Origin of the sequence: Klebsiella sp. K4 (assembly GCF_014596785.2) — a bacterium.
Lineage (GTDB): Bacteria > Pseudomonadota > Gammaproteobacteria > Enterobacterales > Enterobacteriaceae > Klebsiella > Klebsiella pneumoniae.
Genome location: NZ_CP115021.1, coordinates 2,099,881 through 2,118,155, shown reverse-complemented (window position 1 = coordinate 2,118,155; position 18,275 = coordinate 2,099,881). Strand labels below are relative to the sequence as shown.

Below are 18,275 nucleotides of genomic sequence, written 5' to 3'. Positions count from 1 at the left end.
GCAAGCGAAAAAGCGGCGTCAGCGATTATTTTTTCTTATGCCACTTATCATCATCGCCTTTCTCATAGCTGTTCTTCACCGCCGCCCAGGCGACTTTGTGCGCCGTCTCTTCGCGGCTGGCGTCATCGCGCCGCTCGTCTTTATCTTTATATTGATCCCAGGCGCTGTTAAACGCTTCTTTATAAATTTCCTGCGCATGGGCAGGCAGTACATGCTGAACGCTGTCGGGGAGTTCTTGTTTACTGCGATAGGGCATACTGACCTCCTGTTTGAGCATTAAGTTTAAGTCTGGTACGCAGTCGGCTGGCTATCAAGGTCAAAATGAGTAGAAAAATTATTTTAGTAATTATCTGAATAATAAGAACTAAATATAAGTAAACATAAATTATAATAAACTAATCAAGATATCCCTCGATACCCGTAAATTTAAGTAAAAAACCAGCGGTAATTTAGCAAGATCTGTTACTTTACCGCCCTACGTTTTTATAATTATAACACCTGCATAAATGGAGATGGTTCATGACCCATGCACATGAGGCGGTAAAAACCCGCCATAAGGAGTCTTCCCTCGTCTTTCCGGTGCTGGCGCTGGCGGTGCTGTTTTTCTGGGGCAGCAGCCAGTCACTGCCAGTGGTTATCGCGATCAATATCCTCGCACTGGTCGGCATTTTGAGCAGCGCCTTCAGCGTGGTCCGCCACGCCGACGTCCTCGCCCACCGCCTGGGCGAACCCTATGGCTCCCTGATTTTAAGCCTGTCGGTGGTTATCCTTGAGGTCAGTTTGATCTCTGCCTTAATGGCCACCGGCGACGCCGCGCCGACCTTGATGCGGGATACCCTCTACTCCATTATTATGATCGTCACCGGCGGTCTGGTCGGTTTCTCTCTGCTGCTGGGCGGGCGTAAATTCGCCACCCAATATATGAATCTGTTCGGCATTAAGCAGTATCTTATCGCCCTGTTTCCGCTAGCGATTATCGTGCTGGTCTTTCCGATGGCGCTGCCGGGCGCGAACTTCAGCACCGGGCAATCGCTGCTGGTGGCGGTAATTTCGGCGGCCATGTACGGCGTTTTCCTGCTTATTCAGACCAAAACCCATCAGAGCCTGTTTGTTTATGAGCATGAAGACGACAGCGACGATGACGACCCGCACCACGGTAAACCGTCCGCCCATAGCAGCGGGTGGCATACCGCCTGGCTGCTGGTGCACCTGGTGGCAGTGATCGCGGTTACCAAAATGAACGCTAACCCGCTGGAAACGCTGTTGACCAGCATGAATGCCCCGGTGGCCTTTACCGGCTTCCTGGTGGCTCTGCTGATCCTGTCGCCGGAAGGCCTTGGCGCCCTGAAAGCGGTGCTCAACAATCAGGTACAGCGGGCGATGAATCTGTTTTTCGGCTCTGTGCTGGCCACCATCTCGCTGACGGTCCCGGTGGTCACCCTCATCGCCTTCCTGACCGGCAATGAGCTGCGCTTTGGCCTTGGCGCCCCGGAGATGGTGGTGATGGTCGCCTCGCTGGTGCTGTGCCATATCTCCTTCTCCACCGGACGCACCAATGTGCTGAACGGCGCGGCCCACATGGCGCTGTTCGCCGCCTATCTGATGACAATTTTCGCCTGACCCCGCTTTCCCACCCGGCGGAGTCCGGGCGAAAAAAAGCCTGCCGGTTTTGACGCCGGCAGGCTTTTTTACTGATGCAGTCAGGCTTACTTGCTGGTATCCAGCTCGTCGAAGCTTTTCACCAGATCGTCAATCGCTTTCATCTGTTTGAGGAACGGCTCCAGTTTATCCAGCGGCAGCGCGGACGGGCCGTCGCATTTCGCGTGGTCCGGATCCGGATGCGCTTCAATAAACAGACCGGCGATACCTACCGCCATACCGGCGCGGGCCAGCTCGCTCACCTGCGCACGACGACCGCCGGAGGCTGCGCCAAACGGGTCGCGGCACTGCAGCGCGTGGGTGACGTCGAAAATGACCGGCGAGTTGTTGGAGGCTTTCTTCATCACGCCGAAGCCGAGCATATCCACGACCAGGTTGTCGTAACCGAAGTTCGCGCCGCGGTCGCAGAGGATTACTTTGTCGTTACCCCCTTCGATAAACTTATCGACGATGTTGCCCATCTGACCCGGGCTGACAAACTGCGGCTTCTTGACGTTGATCACCGCCCCGGTCTTCGCCATCGCTTCCACCAGGTCAGTCTGGCGCGCGAGGAAAGCCGGAAGCTGGATCACGTCCACCACGTCAGCTACCGGCTGCGCCTGGCTGGCTTCATGAACGTCGGTGATGATTTTCACGCCAAAGGTCTGCTTCAGCTCCTGGAAAATCTTCATCCCTTCTTCCAAACCCGGCCCACGATAGGAGTGGATGGAGGAACGGTTGGCTTTATCAAAGGAGGCTTTGAAGACGTAGGGAATACCAAGCTTCTGCGTAACGGTGACATAATGTTCGCAGATACGCATCGCCAGGTCGCGCGACTCCAGCACGTTCATCCCGCCGAACAGCACGAACGGCAGGTCGTTCGCTACGTTGATATCACCAATGCTAACCACTTTTTGTTTCATAAGTTCGCCTTATCAGGGTGTAACCGGAATGGTTCCAGACTAATGCAATGTAATTTGTTTATGCGAAATCGTGTTGATCTGCGCGCGGATCATCTCGCTGATCGGATCCTCCGGGCACTGCTCAACGAAATAGCTCAGATCCAACAGCGCCACGTGATCGCAGTCCAGCTGGGCGTATATCAGCCCGCGGTCGCGGATCTCATACGGATCTTCCGGATTAAACTGCAGCAGCGCTTCGCTGGCGCGCAGGGCCAGCTCCATCTGCCGCTCTTCCATCAGCGCCGACTTCAGGGTGTCCAGCAGCTTGCGGATCACCTCGGCGTTATCCGCTTCGTCGAGATCTTCATTAAACAGTTCCGCCACCGGCCCGATGTTGCCCTTCAGCCATACCTCCAGGGTATGCTCGTCGAGGGTCTCGCCGTTAAACGGATTAATCAGCCACATCTCTTCGCTGGTTTCCGGGTCCGCACGCAGCAGCATTTGGGTCGGGAAAATCACCGGCACCACCGGCAGCGCCAGGCGCTGGGCGATCCACAGCAGGATCGCGCCTAACGACACCGCGCTCCCCTGGCGGTTAACCAGCACTTTATCCAGCCATAGCGCGTCGGAAAGACGATACACGCCCTGCGAGGCGCCAAAGCCCCACTCGTCATAAAACAGCTCCAGCAATCGTTCTATCTGGCGCTCCTGGTCCCACGACGGCGCAATCTCCTCCTGCGCGAGGCGCAGCAATCGCTGCAGCTCTTCCTCGACAAAACGCGACGGAAAATCGTCGCGGACCTGTTCAGAAATGAGGACCATGCCATCACACAATGGCGCTTTGTTAAATTCGAAATCCGCTAATGACCCCATGACCTACCCCAGTATCGGTATTCTTGTGATGGCGAGTTGAATGATGATAAACAACACCACCAGCGCCAGCAGGAACGCGATAAAGCGGCTCTGCTGGCTGCGCGGACGACGACGGCCCAACGCGATAAAACCTAATGCGATGTAAATGATAACGCCAAACAGCTTTTCAGTCAGCCATGCGCCGTCTTCTGTGAACGGCAGGTAGTGCGTTATCGCCATTAACCCTGCGCCGCTGAGAAACAGCAGCGTATCGCTGCAGTGCGGCGCAATTCGCACCCACCGCTGGTTCAGCAGCGGGCTCTGGTGATACATCCACCAGTAACGTAAAACGAACAATCCTACCGACACCGCCACTGTGGCAATGTGCAGGTAGAGGACAGCCGTGAATAAGTTCATCAGCCAACATTCTCCATGTCGGGTAAACGTCCGAGGGTCAGACGCTCATTGTCGCCATAGTCGCGACAGGTCGCGACGTCCAGATAGCCCGCTTCGCGGAACAGCGCGCGAACCGCCTCGCCCTGAGTCCAGCCATGCTCCAGCAGCATCCAACCGCCGGGCTGCAGATACTGCCGTCCCTCGCGGATGATATGCGCCAGATCGGCCAGCCCCTGGTCGCCTGCGACCAGCGCCGTCAACGGCTCAAAGCGCACATCGCCTTCGGCGAGATGCGGGTCGGCGGCGTCGATATAGGGGGGATTGCTGACGATCGTGGCGAAGCGCTGCCCGTCCAGCGCGCTAAACCAGTCGCTTTGACTTATCGTCACGTTAGCGATGCCCAGATGTTCGGCATTGCGCAACGCCAGCGCCACGGCGTCCGGCATCACGTCCACCGCGGTGACCTCACAGTCCGGACGTTCGCTGGCCAGCGCCAGGGCAATGGCGCCGGTCCCGGTGCCGAGGTCGAGAATACGGCACGGCGCGGTTGGCAGACGCGCCAGCGCCTGCTCTACCAGACATTCGGTATCCGGGCGGGGGATCAGCGTCGCCGGGGAGACGAACAGCGGCAGCGACCAAAACTCGCGCTGCCCGACCAGATGAGCAATAGGTTCCCCGCGCTGGCGTCGCACCAGGAGCGCCTCCAGCCTCGCCGCCTCGTCAGCAGAAAGCGTCGTTTCACCGAAGGCCAAAATCCAGGTTCGCGCCCGGCCGGTAACGTGTCCCAGCAAGATCTCGGCGTCGCGTCGCGGGCTGTCGCTCTCCGCCAGGCGGGCGATCGCCTGCTGCAGCCAGGCCTGAAAGGTCATCATTCCTGCTCGGACAGCGCCGCCAGCTGATCGGCCTGATGTTCCTGGACAATCGGCTCAATCAGCATGTCTAGTTTGCCCTCCATCGCCTCATCCAGACGGTAGAGCGTCAGGTTGATGCGGTGGTCGGTCACGCGGCCCTGCGGGAAGTTATAGGTGCGATTGCGGTCGCTGCGGTCGCCGCTGCCCAGCAGGTTGCGGCGCGTGGAGGCTTCCGCCTGCTGACGTTTGGCCACTTCGGCGGCGCGGATGCGCGCGCCCAGCACCGACAGCGCCTTGGCTTTGTTTTTATGCTGAGAACGCTCGTCCTGGCACTCCACCACGATGCCGGTGGGCAGGTGGGTAATGCGGATAGCCGAGTCGGTGGTGTTAACGTGCTGACCGCCTGCCCCGGAGGAACGGAAGGTATCGATGCGCAGATCCGCCGGGTTAATGTCCGGCATTTCGGCTTCCGGCAGCTCCGGCATCACCGCCACCGTACAGGCGGAGGTGTGGATCCGCCCCTGCGATTCGGTGGCCGGCACACGCTGCACGCGATGGCCGCCGGATTCAAATTTGAGCCGACCATAGACGCCGTCACCGCTGATCTTGGCGATCACCTCTTTAAAGCCGCCGTGCTCACCTTCGTTGGCGCTGAGGATCTCTACCTGCCAGCGGCGCGATTCTGCGTAACGGGTGTACATGCGGAATAGATCGCCGGCAAACAGCGCTGCTTCGTCGCCGCCGGTCCCGGCGCGCACTTCCACGAAGGCGTTACGCTCGTCATCAGGATCTTTCGGCAGGAGGAGAACCTGCAGCTGTTGCTCCAGCTGGTCGCCTTTTTCTTTGGCGTCACGCAGCTCTTCCTGCGCCATTTCGCGCATTTCCGGATCGTCGAGCATCATCTGCGCGGTTTCAATATCCTCCTGCACCTGACGCCAGTCGGTATAGCAGCGCGCCACATCGCTCAGTTGAGCATACTCCCGCGACAGCGCGCGGAATTTATCCTGATCGGCAATCGTCGCGGCATCGCCGAGCAGCGCCTGCACTTCTTCATGGCGCTCGTACAACGCTTCCAGTTTGGCAACAATAGAAGACTTCATAGGCGTGAATTCACCCTGTCCTGAAAATAAGAGAAAGGTGCGCTATTCCAGCCCGAGGCTGTTGCGCAGAATATGCAGACGTTCGTCGTCCCCGTCACGGGCGGCCTGCTGAAGAGATTTGGTTGGCGCGTGGATCAGGCGGTTAGTGAGCTTGCGCGCCAGATCCTGCATAATTTCCTGGGCATCACCGCCCTGCTCCAGCGCGGCCAGCGCTTTCGCCGTCAGCTCCTCACGGACCTGCTCAGACTGAGAACGGTATTCGCGAATGGTCTCGCTGGCGCTCTGCGCGCGCAGCCAGGCCATAAATTCGCTGGTTTCCTGCTCGACGATCGATTCCGCCTGCACCGCGGCAGCCTTACGCTGCGCCAGGTTATGCTGAATGATGTTTTGCAAATCGTCGACGCTGTAGAGGTAGGCGTTAGCCAGTTTGCCGACCTCTGGTTCAACGTCGCGCGGGACGGCGATATCCACCAGCAGCATCGGCTGGTTACGCCGCGCCTTAAGCGCACGCTCCACCATGCCTTTGCCGATGATCGGCAGCGGGCTGGCGGTGGAGCTGATAATGATGTCGGCCTCTTTCAGCCGTTCGTCGATATCGCTGAGGGCTATCACCTCGGCGCCCACTTCCTCCGCCAGCGCCTGGGCGCGTTCACGGGTGCGGTTGGCGATCACCATTTTGCGCACGTGATGTTCGCGAAGATGGCGCGCTACCAGCTCAATGGTTTCACCGGCGCCGACCAGTAACACGGTGACGCTGGAGAGCGATTCAAAGATTTGCCGCGCCAGGGTACAGGCGGCGAAAGCCACAGAGACCGCGCTGGCGCCGATATCGGTTTCGGTACGCACGCGCTTAGCCACTGAAAAGGATTTCTGGAACATCCGCTCCAGCTCGCTGACGTTAAGATGGCCGCGGCTGGAGTCGGCGAAGGCTTTTTTCACCTGGCCGAGGATCTGCGGCTCGCCCAGCACCAGCGAATCGAGGCCGCTGGCGACGCGCATCAGATGGCTGACGGCGTCATTATCCTGATGCCAGTAAAGGCTTTTTCGCAGGTCTTCTTCGTTGAGGCCGTGGTAGTTGCACAGCCAGCGGATCAGCGCTTCCTGCAGGTTATCCTGCTCTTCGACGCTGAGATAGAGTTCCGTGCGGTTGCAGGTCGACAGCACCACCCCACCCTGCACCATCGGCTGAGCCAGCAAGCTCTCCAGCGCCTTATCGAGCGTTTCCGGCGAAAACGTGACGCGTTCTCGCAGGGCGACCGGAGCTGTTTTGTGATTGATGCCAAGAGCTAAAAGGGTCATTGTGAGGGAGTAGTACCAGCGTTGCTAAGGTTAGTCTGAGTGCATCATACAGGATGCGCGTAATCAATAAAAGAGAGGCTCCCCTTTTGGAGTAATAGTTAAAGCAAGACCGCCATTAAGGTTAATTTTTTGATTTCAGACAACTTGAACGTAGACGCTATCGCCCGGCGACGCTAGCATTAAGGGTTATAAATGTAACCTGCTACACAAATCGGCCCGCTGTTCCCTGTCGCCGTTTTTCCCTGTAGACATCAAGGATTTGTCATCATTATGAATCGACTGTTCCGCCTGCTGCCGCTGGCCAGCCTCGTCCTCACCGCCTGTTCTCTTCATACGCCGCAAGGGCCTGGCAAAAGCCCGGATTCGCCGCAGTGGCGTCAGCACCAGCAGGCTGTCCGCAGCCTCAATCAGTTCCAGACCCGCGGGGCGTTTGCCTATCTTTCCGATGAGCAAAAAGTCTATGCCCGCTTCTTCTGGCAGCAAACCGGCCAGGACCGCTATCGCCTGCTGCTGACCAACCCGCTGGGCAGCACCGAGCTGTCGCTGACCGCGCAGCCGGGCAGCGTGCAGCTGATCGATAACAAAGGCCAGACCTATACCGCCACTGATGCCGAAGAGATGATTGGCCGTCTGACCGGGATGCCGATCCCGTTGAACAGCCTGCGCCAGTGGATCATCGGCCTGCCGGGCGACGCCACCGACTATTCGCTGGACGATCGGTACCGTCTGCGTGAACTGAACTATACGCAAAACGGCAAAACCTGGCACGTGACCTACGGCGGCTATACCAGCGATACCCAGCCAGCCCTACCGTCCAATGTCGAGCTGAACAATGGCGCTCAGCGCATCAAGCTGAAGATGGATAACTGGATCGTGAAATGATGACCCGCTGGCCCTCTCCTGCAAAACTGAATCTGTTTTTATATATCACCGGCCAGCGGGCCGATGGTTACCATACCCTGCAAACGCTGTTTCAGTTTCTCGATTACGGCGATACGTTGACCATCGAACCGCGTAGTGACGGCCAACTGCGCCTGCTGACGCCGGTGGCCGGCGTGCCGGACGAGGAGAATCTGATCGTTCGCGCCGCGCGTCTGCTGATGCATGCCGCCAGCGAAAGCGATCGCCTGCCGGCGGGCAGCGGCGCCGATATCAGTATCGATAAGCGCCTGCCGATGGGCGGCGGCCTGGGCGGTGGCTCCTCCAATGCCGCCACCGTGCTGGTGGCGCTCAACCATCTGTGGGGCTGCGGTCTCTCGGAAGATGAGCTGGCGACTCTTGGCCTTCAGCTGGGGGCCGATGTGCCGGTTTTCGTACGCGGCCATGCCGCCTTCGCCGAGGGGGTGGGTGAAATACTGACGCCGGTAGAACCCGAGGAAAAATGGTACCTGGTGGCCCACCCGGGGGTCAGTATTCCGACGCCGATCATTTTTCGCGATCCGGAGCTACCACGAAATACCCCGCGCCGGTCAATTAATACGTTATTAAATTGTGAATTCAGCAACGATTGCGAGCTTATCGCAAGAAAACGTTTTCGCGAGGTTGATGCCGCGCTTTCCTGGCTGTTAGAATATGCGCCGTCACGCCTGACCGGCACAGGGGCCTGTGTGTTTGCTGAATTTAACACCGAATCCGCTGCCCGTCAGGTGCTGGACACTGCCCCGGCATGGCTAAATGGCTTTGTGGCGCGCGGAGTTAACCTTTCGCCGCTCAAGCAGGCCCTGCTCTGAATCCTGCGCCGTGATGGCACATTGATAATGAGTCAGCCGGGGAAATTGAGTTACGGTGACAACGTCACCCTGTTCCAGACGTTGCATCGTGCTCTTTAAATACACCGACTGGATCGAATGGCGCCATCCCGCACATTATTGGCCCATTCATCCACCACTGGACGCATGCCTGAGGTTCTTCTCGTGCCTGATATGAAGCTTTTTGCTGGTAACGCCACCCCGGAACTAGCACAACGTATTGCCAACCGCCTGTACACTTCTCTTGGCGACGCCGCTGTAGGTCGTTTTAGCGACGGCGAAGTCAGCGTACAAATCAATGAAAACGTACGCGGTGGTGATATTTTCATCATCCAGTCCACTTGTGCTCCCACCAATGACAACCTGATGGAACTGGTTGTTATGGTTGATGCTCTGCGTCGTGCTTCGGCAGGTCGTATCACCGCCGTTATCCCTTACTTCGGTTATGCTCGTCAGGACCGTCGTGTTCGTTCTGCTCGTGTGCCAATCACCGCAAAAGTGGTGGCGGATTTTCTGTCCAGCGTCGGCGTTGACCGCGTGCTGACCGTTGACCTGCACGCAGAACAGATCCAGGGCTTCTTCGATGTGCCAGTCGATAACGTGTTCGGCAGCCCAATCCTGCTGGAAGATATGCTGCAGCTGAACCTGGACAACCCGATTGTGGTTTCTCCGGACATCGGCGGCGTCGTGCGTGCCCGCGCTATCGCTAAACTGCTGAATGATACCGATATGGCTATCATCGACAAGCGCCGTCCGCGCGCCAACGTCTCCCAGGTGATGCACATCATCGGCGACGTTGCCGGTCGTGACTGCGTGATGGTCGACGATATGATCGACACCGGCGGCACCCTGTGTAAAGCGGCAGAAGCGCTGAAAGAGCGTGGCGCGAAACGCGTATTCGCTTACGCGACGCACCCAATCTTCTCCGGCAACGCTATCCAGAACATCAAAAACTCTGTCATTGATGAATTTGTCGTCTGCGATACCATTCCGCTGGCACCAGAAATTAAAGCGCTGGATAAAGTGCGTACTCTGACGCTCTCCGGTATGCTGGCTGAAGCTATTCGCCGTATCAGCAATGAAGAATCTATCTCTGCTATGTTCGAACATTAATCGAGCCCAGCACAAAAACCCGCTGCGGCGGGTTTTTTTGTCTCCGCACCTTATTTGTATGATCAATGCCTCCTTCACCTGCCATTTAGTTGACAGATGATGCGCTCATGGATGAAACATTATTGTGAACAGATTATTTTCCTCACATGTGATGCCTTTCCGCGCCCTCATCGACGCTTGTTGGAAAGAAAAGTACACCACCGCCCGCTTCACGCGTGACCTGATCGCCGGGATCACCGTCGGGATCATTGCGATTCCGCTGGCGATGGCGCTGGCGATTGGCAGCGGCGTGCCGCCGCAGTACGGCCTCTATACCTCAGCGGTGGCAGGGATTGTGATCGCCTTGACCGGCGGGTCACGCTTTAGCGTTTCCGGGCCGACCGCCGCCTTTGTGGTGATCCTCTATCCGGTTTCCCAGCAGTTTGGTCTGGCGGGACTGCTGGTGGCGACGCTGATGTCGGGGATCTTTTTAATCCTCTTCGGCCTGGCGCGCTTTGGCCGCCTGATCGAATACATCCCGCTGTCAGTCACCCTCGGCTTCACCTCGGGGATCGGTATCACCATCGGCACCATGCAGATTAAAGATTTCCTCGGCCTGCAGATGCCCCATGTGCCGGAGCATTATCTGCAGAAAGTGGCGGCGCTGGCGATGGCCCTACCGACCATTAACGTTGGCGATGCCGCCATCGGCGTCGTTACTCTTGGCATTCTGATCCTCTGGCCGCGGCTGGGTATCCGCCTGCCGGGCCACCTCCCGGCGCTGCTGGGCGGCTGTGCGGTCATGCTGGTGGTCAACTTGCTCGGCGGCGATGTCGCGACGATCGGCTCGCAGTTCCATTATCAGCTGGCGGACGGCACTCAGGGCAATGGCATTCCGCAGCTGCTGCCGCAGCTGGTATTGCCCTGGGATATGCCGGGCTCAAACTTTACCCTGAGCTGGGCCTCGCTGCAGGCTCTGCTGCCTGCCGCCTTCTCAATGGCGATGCTCGGCGCCATTGAATCTCTGCTGTGCGCGGTGGTGCTTGATGGCATGACCGGCACCAAGCACAAAGCCAATAGCGAGCTGATTGGCCAGGGGCTGGGCAACATTGTCGCGCCGTTCTTCGGCGGGATCACTGCCACCGCGGCGATTGCCCGCTCGGCGGCGAACGTCCGCGCCGGCGCCACATCGCCGGTTGCCGCCGTGATCCACGCCCTGCTGGTGATCCTGGCGCTGCTGATCCTCGCCCCACTGCTCTCCTGGCTGCCACTGTCGGCGATGGCCGCCCTGCTGCTGATGGTGGCATGGAATATGAGCGAGGCGCATAAAGTCATCAATCTGCTGCGCCACGCGCCGAAGGACGACATCGTGGTGATGCTGATGTGCATGTCGCTGACGGTGCTGTTTGACATGGTGATCGCTATCAGCGTCGGGATCGTGCTGGCTTCGCTGTTGTTTATGCGCCGTATCGCACGCATGACTCATCTGGCGCCGGTCAACGTCGAGGTGCCAGACGATGTGCTGGTGCTGCGGGTAATTGGGCCGCTGTTCTTTGCCGCCGCCGAAGGCTTGTTCAACGATCTGGAGACCCGGATCGCCGGCAAGCGCATCGTGGTGCTGAAATGGGACGCGGTGCCGGTTCTCGACGCCGGTGGCCTGGATGCCTTCCAGCGCTTTGTGAACAAGCTGCCGGAAGGCTGTGAATTGCGCGTATCTAACCTCGAGTTTCAGCCGCTACGCACGCTAGCGCGCGCCGGCGTCAAGCCGCTGCCCGGACGCCTGAGCTTCTACCCCGATCGTCAGGCCGCGCTGGCTGACCTGTGATCACCCGGCGGCAGGTCCCTGCGCCTGCCGCATCAAGGATCCGGTCGCCTGCTGCAGCCAGCTCAGCACCGCCGGCGTCATCCAGGTGCCCTTCATCAAATGCGGCTCCTGCTCCATTGCCCGACGAAACTTCTGCAACGTCTGCGGCCGGGTACCGGCGTAGGACTGAAACAGTTCAAGCCACGCCCGGGCCAGCGCCTGACCCGACGCCGAGTCCGGCGCTACGCCCTCCCGGCACGCCTGATGCAGCTTCGCCACCAGCGCAGGCCACTCCTGTAGCCGGTCAAAATAGTGCTGGCGGGTGAACGCCATCTCTTCTTCGTCAAGGTACCGCGCCCAGATGGCCAGTTTGCTTTCGGCAAAGGCCTCGGTGATATAGGCGATGATTGCCGGCGTGACGCCGGTCTGTTCAACCATCTGCGGCTCGGCGGCATGCATCTCGTTCAGGCGGGTCAGAAACTCCGGACGCCCGGCCGTATCCTGCTCCAGGCGCTCCATCCAGCGCGTCGCCAGACGCATCGCCTGCGGACTGTCCGTCGGGCAGCCGCTCGCCATCAGCGTCTGCACCTCCTCCGTTAGCTCGCGCCACGCCTGCGCCCGCTGTTCATCCTGTGCCGCAAACGGCAGCGCGGCTAACTCCTGTTGACTAAACCAACGATCGTACATTTTCATTAACTCCAGCGTCTGTAGCCAGGACTCCAGATCGGGTTCATTGCCGCTCGCCAGCGCCTCGCGCAGCACCAATAGTCGGTCGCGCAGCCTGCCAACATCGCGCAGCTGGGCGTTGAGCGTATCTATCTGCTGCGTCAGCAGCTCGGGCAGCGACAGCGTTTGCCGATCGAGATAGTCCTTGATTGTGGCGAGCGTTAGCCCGGCCTGCGCCAGCGCCTTTATCATATGCAGGCGCTGAACCGCGGACAGGTTATAGAGCCGATAGCCCGCCTCGCTTCTGGCCGAAGGCGTTAACAGCCCGGTCTGTTCATAATGATGCAGCGTACGTACCGTCAGTCCGGCACGCTTCGCCAGCTCTCCCACCTGAATTAACATGACTGCTCCTCTCTGTGGCCAGGTCCGCTACTCTGCAGCCTGACGTAACGTCAGGGTCAAGCAAAAACCGCGCTTGCTATTCATTTTTGCTGGCAACCATAGCAGCACGAAGACCAGGACGGAATGGGGGCGTAATATGGCGGGAAAAAGAGGAAGAGATAAAGTGAGACACAGAAAAGCGCATCGGCCTTTAGCGGCCGATGCGGGAAATCATGCTACGGTTAGCTGTGACGATGCTGGTTACGACGGCAGCGTTTATCGTAGTGGCGCACCCACCAGTAGCGGTCGCTGACCTGCTCGTGGCCGCCAATACGGGCACCGGCCAGCCAGAGCACTGCGCCAACGAAGATGCTTAGGATTGCGCCATGCGCAAAGAATTGTGGCAGGTTAAGCTGCGGAAGCTGGTTCAGAATGGAGTAACCTACCCCCACAACCATCACCACCAACCCTAACCCCATGAGTACGTTACCGAGTAACGAAGCGTTTTTGCGTTTCATGTGTCACCTCCGGACTTTGGGTTGCCAGGGAATGTCCCCAAATCTTATAGGTGTAGTATAGACAAGGTCTCTTCTGCGGAGTGCGTCCACGATCACATTAGTGAACAGCGAATAGACAAAAATTTACAAATAAGTCTATGAACCATATCAAATTCTAATGATTTAGTGAGTAAATCATCAATGCGGGTATTGTCTAATAGCCAGAATTTTGTCAAGCGCGCCCGCAGACAGTACACTACGCGGCAGAGAATGCCCCATGCAGGATAGAAAACGTGACCATTAAACTGATTGTCGGCCTGGCCAACCCCGGTGCGGAATATGCCGCCACCCGGCACAACGCTGGCGCCTGGTATGTGGATTTACTGGCGGATCGCCATCGTGCGCCGCTGCGCGAAGAGAGCAAATTCTTCGGCTACACCTCGCGCATCAACCTGGCGGGCGAGGACGTCCGCCTGCTGGTCCCCACTACCTTTATGAACCTCAGCGGTAAAGCCGTGGCCGCGATGGCGACCTTTTATCGCATCAACCCGGATGAAATTCTGGTCGCCCATGACGAGCTGGATTTACCGCCGGGCGTGGCGAAATTTAAGCTTGGCGGTGGCCATGGCGGCCACAATGGCCTGAAGGATATCATCAGTAAGCTCGGCAATAACCCGAACTTTCACCGTTTACGCGTCGGAATCGGCCATCCGGGCGACAAAAACAAGGTTGTCGGCTTTGTGCTTGGCAAACCACCGGCCAGCGAGCAGAAACTGATCGATGACGCTGTCGACGAAGCGGCGCGCTGTACCGAAATCTGGTTAAAGGACGGGCTGACCAAAGCGACCAACCGTTTGCACGCCTTTAAGGCGCAATAAGCCGTTGTCGTGCGGCATTTTTGCCGCGCACCGTGTATAATAGGCAAAGCTATTCAATTTTCTGCAATCTGTTCCTTGTAACAGATTGATTATCCAAAGATTAAGGTGATTTAAATCATGGGATTCAAATGCGGTATCGTCGGTTTGCCCAACGTCGGCAAATCCACCCTGTTCAATGCGCTCACCAAAGCGGGTATTGAAGCGGCCAACTTCCCCTTCTGTACCATTGAGCCGAACACCGGTGTCGTACCGATGCCCGATCCGCGTCTGGACAAGCTGGCTGAAATCGTCAAACCGCAGCGCATCCTGCCGACCACCATGGAGTTCGTGGATATCGCGGGCCTGGTGAAAGGCGCGTCCAAAGGTGAAGGTCTTGGCAACCAGTTTCTGACCAACATCCGTGAAACCGAAGCCATCGGCCATGTGGTTCGCTGCTTTGAAAACGATAATATTATTCACGTCGCGGGGAAAGTGAACCCGGCGGAAGATATCGATGTTATCAATACCGAACTGGCGCTGTCTGACCTTGATACCTGCGAACGCGCGATTCACCGCGTCTCCAAAAAAGCCAAAGGCGGCGATAAAGACGCGAAGGTTGAGCTGGCCGCGCTGGAAAAATGCCTGCCGCAGCTGGAAAACGCCGGTATGCTGCGTGCGCTGGATCTGACCAAAGAAGAGAAAGAGGCCATCCGCTATCTGAGCTTCCTGACCCTGAAGCCGACCATGTACATCGCGAACGTCAATGAAGACGGTTTCGAGAACAACCCGTACCTCGATCAGGTTCGCGCCATCGCCGAGCAGGAAGGGTCTGTGGTGGTGCCGGTGTGCGCCGCCGTTGAAGCGGACATCGCCGAGCTGGACGATGAAGAGCGTGACGAGTTCATGGCTGAGCTGGGCCTCGAAGAGCCGGGCCTGAACCGCGTGATCCGCGCCGGTTACGCTCTGCTGAACCTGCAGACCTACTTCACCGCGGGCGTGAAAGAAGTTCGCGCATGGACCATCCCGGTGGGAGCGACCGCGCCGCAGGCAGCCGGTAAGATCCACACCGACTTCGAAAAAGGCTTTATCCGCGCGCAGACCATCGCTTATGAAGACTTCATTGCCTACAAAGGCGAACAGGGCGCGAAAGAAGCCGGTAAAATGCGTGCTGAAGGTAAAGACTACATCGTGAAAGATGGCGATGTGATGAACTTCCTGTTCAACGTCTAATCCCACTGGCTGGCGTTTTCGCCGCCACCGCGCAAAAAAATCCACGCAGCGGCGTGGATTTTTTTTACCCAGGCGACACGCTACTCCACAATATGGGTATCTTCTGCCGCCTCGTAGCCATCAACGATCTGCACAATTTTCTTTAACTCAGCCTCAATAAAAGCCGGGGTAGCGCTTTCCCCTGAGGCCGGGTGATGAAGCTCCACCGAGATACCGCTGGCGGCATTGGTCAGCGACAGGCTGATCTCCTGCTGGCCCCGCGAGGACGAAGAACGCCCGATATGCTGCATGATAGCCGCCGCCGCCGCGCGCGTATCAACGTCTGCGAGATGCCCCCATCTCATTTCAACATGCCCCTGCTGCCCTGCCTTTATCACCTGCAGCGTATAGCCGCTTCTTGCCGTTGCCATGCCTTTTCCTCCGATTTAGTTGCCCGGGCGTCACATTATCAGCCCGGTTTTATCAGCCAGGTTCGCGCGCCTGCGCCTTGCCGTTAATGACTCTTTTCCACATAGGTCTGCATGTTTTCTTTGGTCACTAACTCAAACGGGATCCAGACATGAGACTCGACCTTTTCTCCTTTAATCAGCTTCAGCGCTACCGCTAAGGCCGTTTTGCCCTGACCGACGGCGTCCTGGAAAATCGTCACCTGAATCTTATCGCTGGCCAGGGCTTTCAGCCCGTCCGGGGTGGCGTCGATCCCGCCGATCAGCAGCTTCTTCTGGCTTTTCTCCAGCGCCATCGCCGCGCCAATCGCCATCTCATCGTTGTTCGCCGCCACAATATCAATCGCTTCTCCGTTGCCCGTCCAGTTCTGCATCAGATCCATTCCCTCGCTGCGGGAATAGTTGGCCGGCTGTTTCTGCACCACTTTCATTGCCGGATACTTGGCCACCACCTGCTCCACATCTTTGGTGCGCTGCAGCGCGCCGGCGTCGGTGAGATTGCCGATCATGATGGCGACGTTGCCTTTGTAGTTTGCCAGCTTCGCCAGCGCCTCCATCTGCAATGTGCCAGACTCCCGCTCGTCCGAACCGACAAACACCACGCCGGGCGGTAACGTTTTATCCCCCGGCGTCCGGTTCACATACACCAGCGGCATTTTGGCCTGCTGCGCCATCTTCGTCAGCTGCGGGGTGCTGGCGGAGTCCACCGGGTCAACGATGATCGCGTCCACGCCGGAGGCGATGAAGCTCTGCACCTGATCGGCCTGGCGTCCGGTGTCGCCGCGGGCGTCTTCAAACTGTACGTCGACGTGGCGGGCTTGAGCTTCTTTCTCAATGGACTGGCGGATAATAGTGAGAAAGTTTTGATCGAAGTAGGCCATTGAGACGCCGATCTTCTCCGCTAATGCCGAAGCGGAACTGGCCAGAAGGCCTACTAACAGGATGATTTTACAGTGCTTCATAGTATGCCCTCAGAGATCGAAATAAAATTTTCAATACAACTACAAACGGTATATTTAAATCATTTTCAGACTACGAAGGGCGTTCGGTTCTTGCAATATTGATGTAAAGAAAATGTTGCCATGCGCACACTTTATTTCACCGCCTCACTCACCGAGGGCTCACCGGTTGTGGGGAGCGCAGCGGTCGGCGACGCCGGCTGTTTTCGCTTCAGCAGGGCATACTCCACTATCAGCTGTTGCAGATGCAGCTCCGCGAGGCTTCCCCGCGCGGCTGACCAGGGTTGATCAACGGGAAGCGCGGCCAGCTGGCGCAACTGCTCCTCCAGCGGAACAGCGCGGTTAAACGACTGTGTGATGGCAAATACTGCGGTTTTCAGTTCGCTCACCGTCAGGTACTTCCCCTTCTGCTCGTCGAGGGCATTGAGCTGGTCGGCGAGCCGCTGCAGCTGCTGCATGCCCTCCGACCAGCCGGTAAGATTTTCCGCGGGCAATGCGCCAGCACTCAGCTGCTGCCGCCACTGCTGCGCCAGCGGTTGCGCCTGATCCGGCCAGCGGATCAGGGCCTGGTGGACCAGCTGGTCGCCGTAGCTGACCGCCCAGTCCGGCGCCAGGCGGGCAAGCTCGCCAAGCTGGCGCTGCGTCTGTGGCAGATCAACCGGCCCCGGGGGCGTTGTCGCCGGCAGGCCCGGTATCGGTCCGGCATTTTGGGTGACCGAAATGGGCGGCAAGTCGGACTGACGCAGCACCAGCCATCCGCCGACGGCGATACCCGTTACCGCCAGCATGGTAACCATCCCGGCGATAAACGGCTTCCAGCGCGGCACGGGTGCCGGAGTAGACGCCGCCACCGGCGCGGGCCGCTTTGCAGGTGAAGGCGGAGCCAGCGGCTCAGCCTTTGGTCTACGTTTTAGGTCTGGCACTGGCTCAACCTTCGCCGCATCCTCTTTGCTGACCAGAGTGCCGGGAAGTTCCGCGTCAGACACCGCCACCGGCGGCGCGGTGGGAAGCGCTGGCGCAGGGTCGAGGCTCTCGAAGCGAGTTGCCGTGCTGTGCAGTAGCGCCCGCAGGTCGCTCAGCTGGTTTTCAGGAGCGATCTCAAGGCGCTGGAGCACTGCGTCGAAGCTTTGCAGCGAACGTTCAGCCTGCTCAAGCGACTCAACATCCTCTGGGGTAAGATTCAGGGTACGGATCACCTGCCGCAGCCGCTTGCTCAGGGTGCGGAAGATCTCTGTCCGGGCCGGGAGCGCCTGTGGCCACAGGTTTTTCCCCTGACGAACCAGCAGCGACTCCATCAGCGTCAGCCCCTCATTGATCCCTGCCACCCCGCCCAGCCGGGCGCGGGCCAGGGTATACCAGGCGACAGTCTGCAGGTCCGCGCCGTGATGCTCCAACAGCCCGCGGGCAAGCTGCTCGGCATACGGCCAGTTAATATCCGGCCGCGCCGGGTGGCTGAGCTTGTTCATTTCCGCACGCAGGGCCATAAAATCAGCCAGCGTGCGCGGGTCGCCACCGGCTTTATAGTGACGGTCGTGGTGTGTTGTCATCATGATGTCT

19 protein-coding genes are annotated in these 18,275 nt (G+C 58.4%); 7 read left to right on the top strand and 12 right to left on the bottom strand.

Translation table 11 applies throughout. The features are described from left to right. Nucleotides 1-25: 25 nt before the first annotated feature. Entirely contained in the window at nt 26-256 is a 231-nt protein-coding gene (gene chaB / locus IB144_RS10525; protein ID WP_002910389.1) for a putative cation transport regulator ChaB, read from the bottom strand. Between the two features lie 263 nt (nt 257-519). Here chaB and chaA point away from each other — a divergent pair, with 263 nt between their 5' ends. Beyond that, nucleotides 520-1,620 carry a sodium-potassium/proton antiporter ChaA gene (gene chaA, locus IB144_RS10520; RefSeq protein WP_002910392.1) on the top strand — a complete coding sequence of 367 codons (1,101 nt, stop codon included), beginning with the start codon at nt 520-522 and terminating at the stop codon, nt 1,618-1,620. Between the two features lie 86 nt (nt 1,621-1,706). Here the strand turns inward: chaA and kdsA are convergent, their stop codons facing one another. Genes kdsA through hemA form a run of 6 tightly spaced genes read right to left on the bottom strand, consistent with a single transcriptional unit; the run spans nt 1,707 to nt 7,038 of the window. After that, complete coding sequence (gene kdsA / locus IB144_RS10515; RefSeq protein WP_002910393.1) at nt 1,707-2,561, bottom strand: 3-deoxy-8-phosphooctulonate synthase; 855 nt, start codon at nt 2,559-2,561, stop codon at nt 1,707-1,709. Nucleotides 2,562-2,600: 39 nt separating this feature from the next. Then, nucleotides 2,601-3,413, bottom strand: coding sequence for an invasion regulator SirB1 (sirB1, locus tag IB144_RS10510; RefSeq protein ID WP_002910395.1), 813 nt, complete (start codon nt 3,411-3,413; stop codon nt 2,601-2,603). A gap of 3 nt (nt 3,414-3,416) precedes the next feature. Beyond that, the gene (gene sirB2 / locus IB144_RS10505) at nt 3,417-3,809 is read right to left on the bottom strand and encodes an invasion regulator SirB2 (protein ID WP_004145428.1); all 393 of its coding nucleotides are present in this window, start codon (nt 3,807-3,809) and stop codon (nt 3,417-3,419) included. Next, a complete protein-coding gene (gene prmC, locus IB144_RS10500) occupies nt 3,809-4,657 on the bottom strand; it encodes a peptide chain release factor N(5)-glutamine methyltransferase (RefSeq protein WP_004215201.1) in 849 nt (282 codons plus the stop codon). The genes sirB2 and prmC overlap by 1 nt, the downstream gene beginning before the upstream one ends. Further along, nucleotides 4,657-5,739, bottom strand: a complete 1,083-nt coding sequence (gene prfA / locus IB144_RS10495; protein WP_002910403.1) for a peptide chain release factor 1 — start codon at nt 5,737-5,739, stop codon at nt 4,657-4,659. The genes prmC and prfA overlap by 1 nt, the downstream gene beginning before the upstream one ends. A gap of 42 nt (nt 5,740-5,781) precedes the next feature. Then, nucleotides 5,782-7,038, bottom strand: coding sequence for a glutamyl-tRNA reductase (gene hemA, locus IB144_RS10490; RefSeq protein ID WP_002910404.1), 1,257 nt, complete (start codon nt 7,036-7,038; stop codon nt 5,782-5,784). A 270-nt stretch (nt 7,039-7,308) separates the two neighbouring features. On the opposite strand from hemA, the gene lolB reads away from it, so the two are divergent. The 4 genes from lolB (at nt 7,309) to dauA (ending at nt 11,703) form a co-directional block, all read left to right on the top strand. Continuing rightward, nucleotides 7,309-7,920, top strand: coding sequence for a lipoprotein insertase outer membrane protein LolB (lolB, locus tag IB144_RS10485; protein ID WP_002910405.1), 612 nt, complete (start codon nt 7,309-7,311; stop codon nt 7,918-7,920). Further along, nucleotides 7,920-8,768: a 4-(cytidine 5'-diphospho)-2-C-methyl-D-erythritol kinase gene (ispE, locus tag IB144_RS10480; protein ID WP_014343188.1), complete on the top strand. Its 849-nt coding sequence runs from the start codon at nt 7,920-7,922 to the stop codon at nt 8,766-8,768. Before lolB ends, ispE begins: the two co-directional genes overlap by 1 nt. A 183-nt stretch (nt 8,769-8,951) precedes the next feature. After that, nucleotides 8,952-9,899: a ribose-phosphate diphosphokinase gene (gene prs, locus IB144_RS10475; protein ID WP_002910407.1), complete on the top strand. Its 948-nt coding sequence runs from the start codon at nt 8,952-8,954 to the stop codon at nt 9,897-9,899. A gap of 124 nt (nt 9,900-10,023) precedes the next feature. Then, nucleotides 10,024-11,703 (top strand): C4-dicarboxylic acid transporter DauA, encoded by a 1,680-nt coding sequence (gene dauA, locus IB144_RS10470; RefSeq protein WP_004200291.1) that lies wholly within the window; start codon nt 10,024-10,026, stop codon nt 11,701-11,703. On the opposite strand, the gene IB144_RS10465 is transcribed toward dauA, so the two are convergent. Then, a complete protein-coding gene (locus IB144_RS10465; RefSeq protein ID WP_002910436.1) occupies nt 11,704-12,750 on the bottom strand; it encodes a MerR family transcriptional regulator in 1,047 nt (348 codons plus the stop codon). Nucleotides 12,751-12,971: 221 nt separating this feature from the next. Beyond that, entirely contained in the window at nt 12,972-13,247 is a 276-nt protein-coding gene (gene ychH, locus IB144_RS10460) for a stress-induced protein YchH (RefSeq protein ID WP_002910437.1), read from the bottom strand. Nucleotides 13,248-13,519: 272 nt separating this feature from the next. On the opposite strand from ychH, the gene pth reads away from it, so the two are divergent. Both pth and ychF read left to right on the top strand, forming a co-directional pair. Continuing rightward, the gene (gene pth, locus IB144_RS10455; protein ID WP_004180389.1) at nt 13,520-14,104 is read left to right on the top strand and encodes an aminoacyl-tRNA hydrolase; all 585 of its coding nucleotides are present in this window, start codon (nt 13,520-13,522) and stop codon (nt 14,102-14,104) included. A gap of 117 nt (nt 14,105-14,221) precedes the next feature. Next, nucleotides 14,222-15,313, top strand: coding sequence for a redox-regulated ATPase YchF (gene ychF / locus IB144_RS10450; protein WP_002910443.1), 1,092 nt, complete (start codon nt 14,222-14,224; stop codon nt 15,311-15,313). Nucleotides 15,314-15,393: 80 nt separating this feature from the next. Here ychF and IB144_RS10445 read toward each other — a convergent pair whose 3' ends face one another. The 3 genes from IB144_RS10445 to IB144_RS10435 all read right to left on the bottom strand — a co-directional run bounded on the left by IB144_RS10445 (nt 15,394) and on the right by IB144_RS10435 (nt 18,268). Further along, nucleotides 15,394-15,723 carry a DUF1869 domain-containing protein gene (locus IB144_RS10445; protein WP_004145442.1) on the bottom strand — a complete coding sequence of 110 codons (330 nt, stop codon included), beginning with the start codon at nt 15,721-15,723 and terminating at the stop codon, nt 15,394-15,396. A gap of 83 nt (nt 15,724-15,806) precedes the next feature. Beyond that, the gene (locus tag IB144_RS10440; RefSeq protein ID WP_032418820.1) at nt 15,807-16,721 is read right to left on the bottom strand and encodes a sugar ABC transporter substrate-binding protein; all 915 of its coding nucleotides are present in this window, start codon (nt 16,719-16,721) and stop codon (nt 15,807-15,809) included. A gap of 131 nt (nt 16,722-16,852) precedes the next feature. After that, the gene (locus tag IB144_RS10435; RefSeq protein ID WP_032418819.1) at nt 16,853-18,268 is read right to left on the bottom strand and encodes a VasL domain-containing protein; all 1,416 of its coding nucleotides are present in this window, start codon (nt 18,266-18,268) and stop codon (nt 16,853-16,855) included. Nucleotides 18,269-18,275 lie beyond the last annotated feature (7 nt).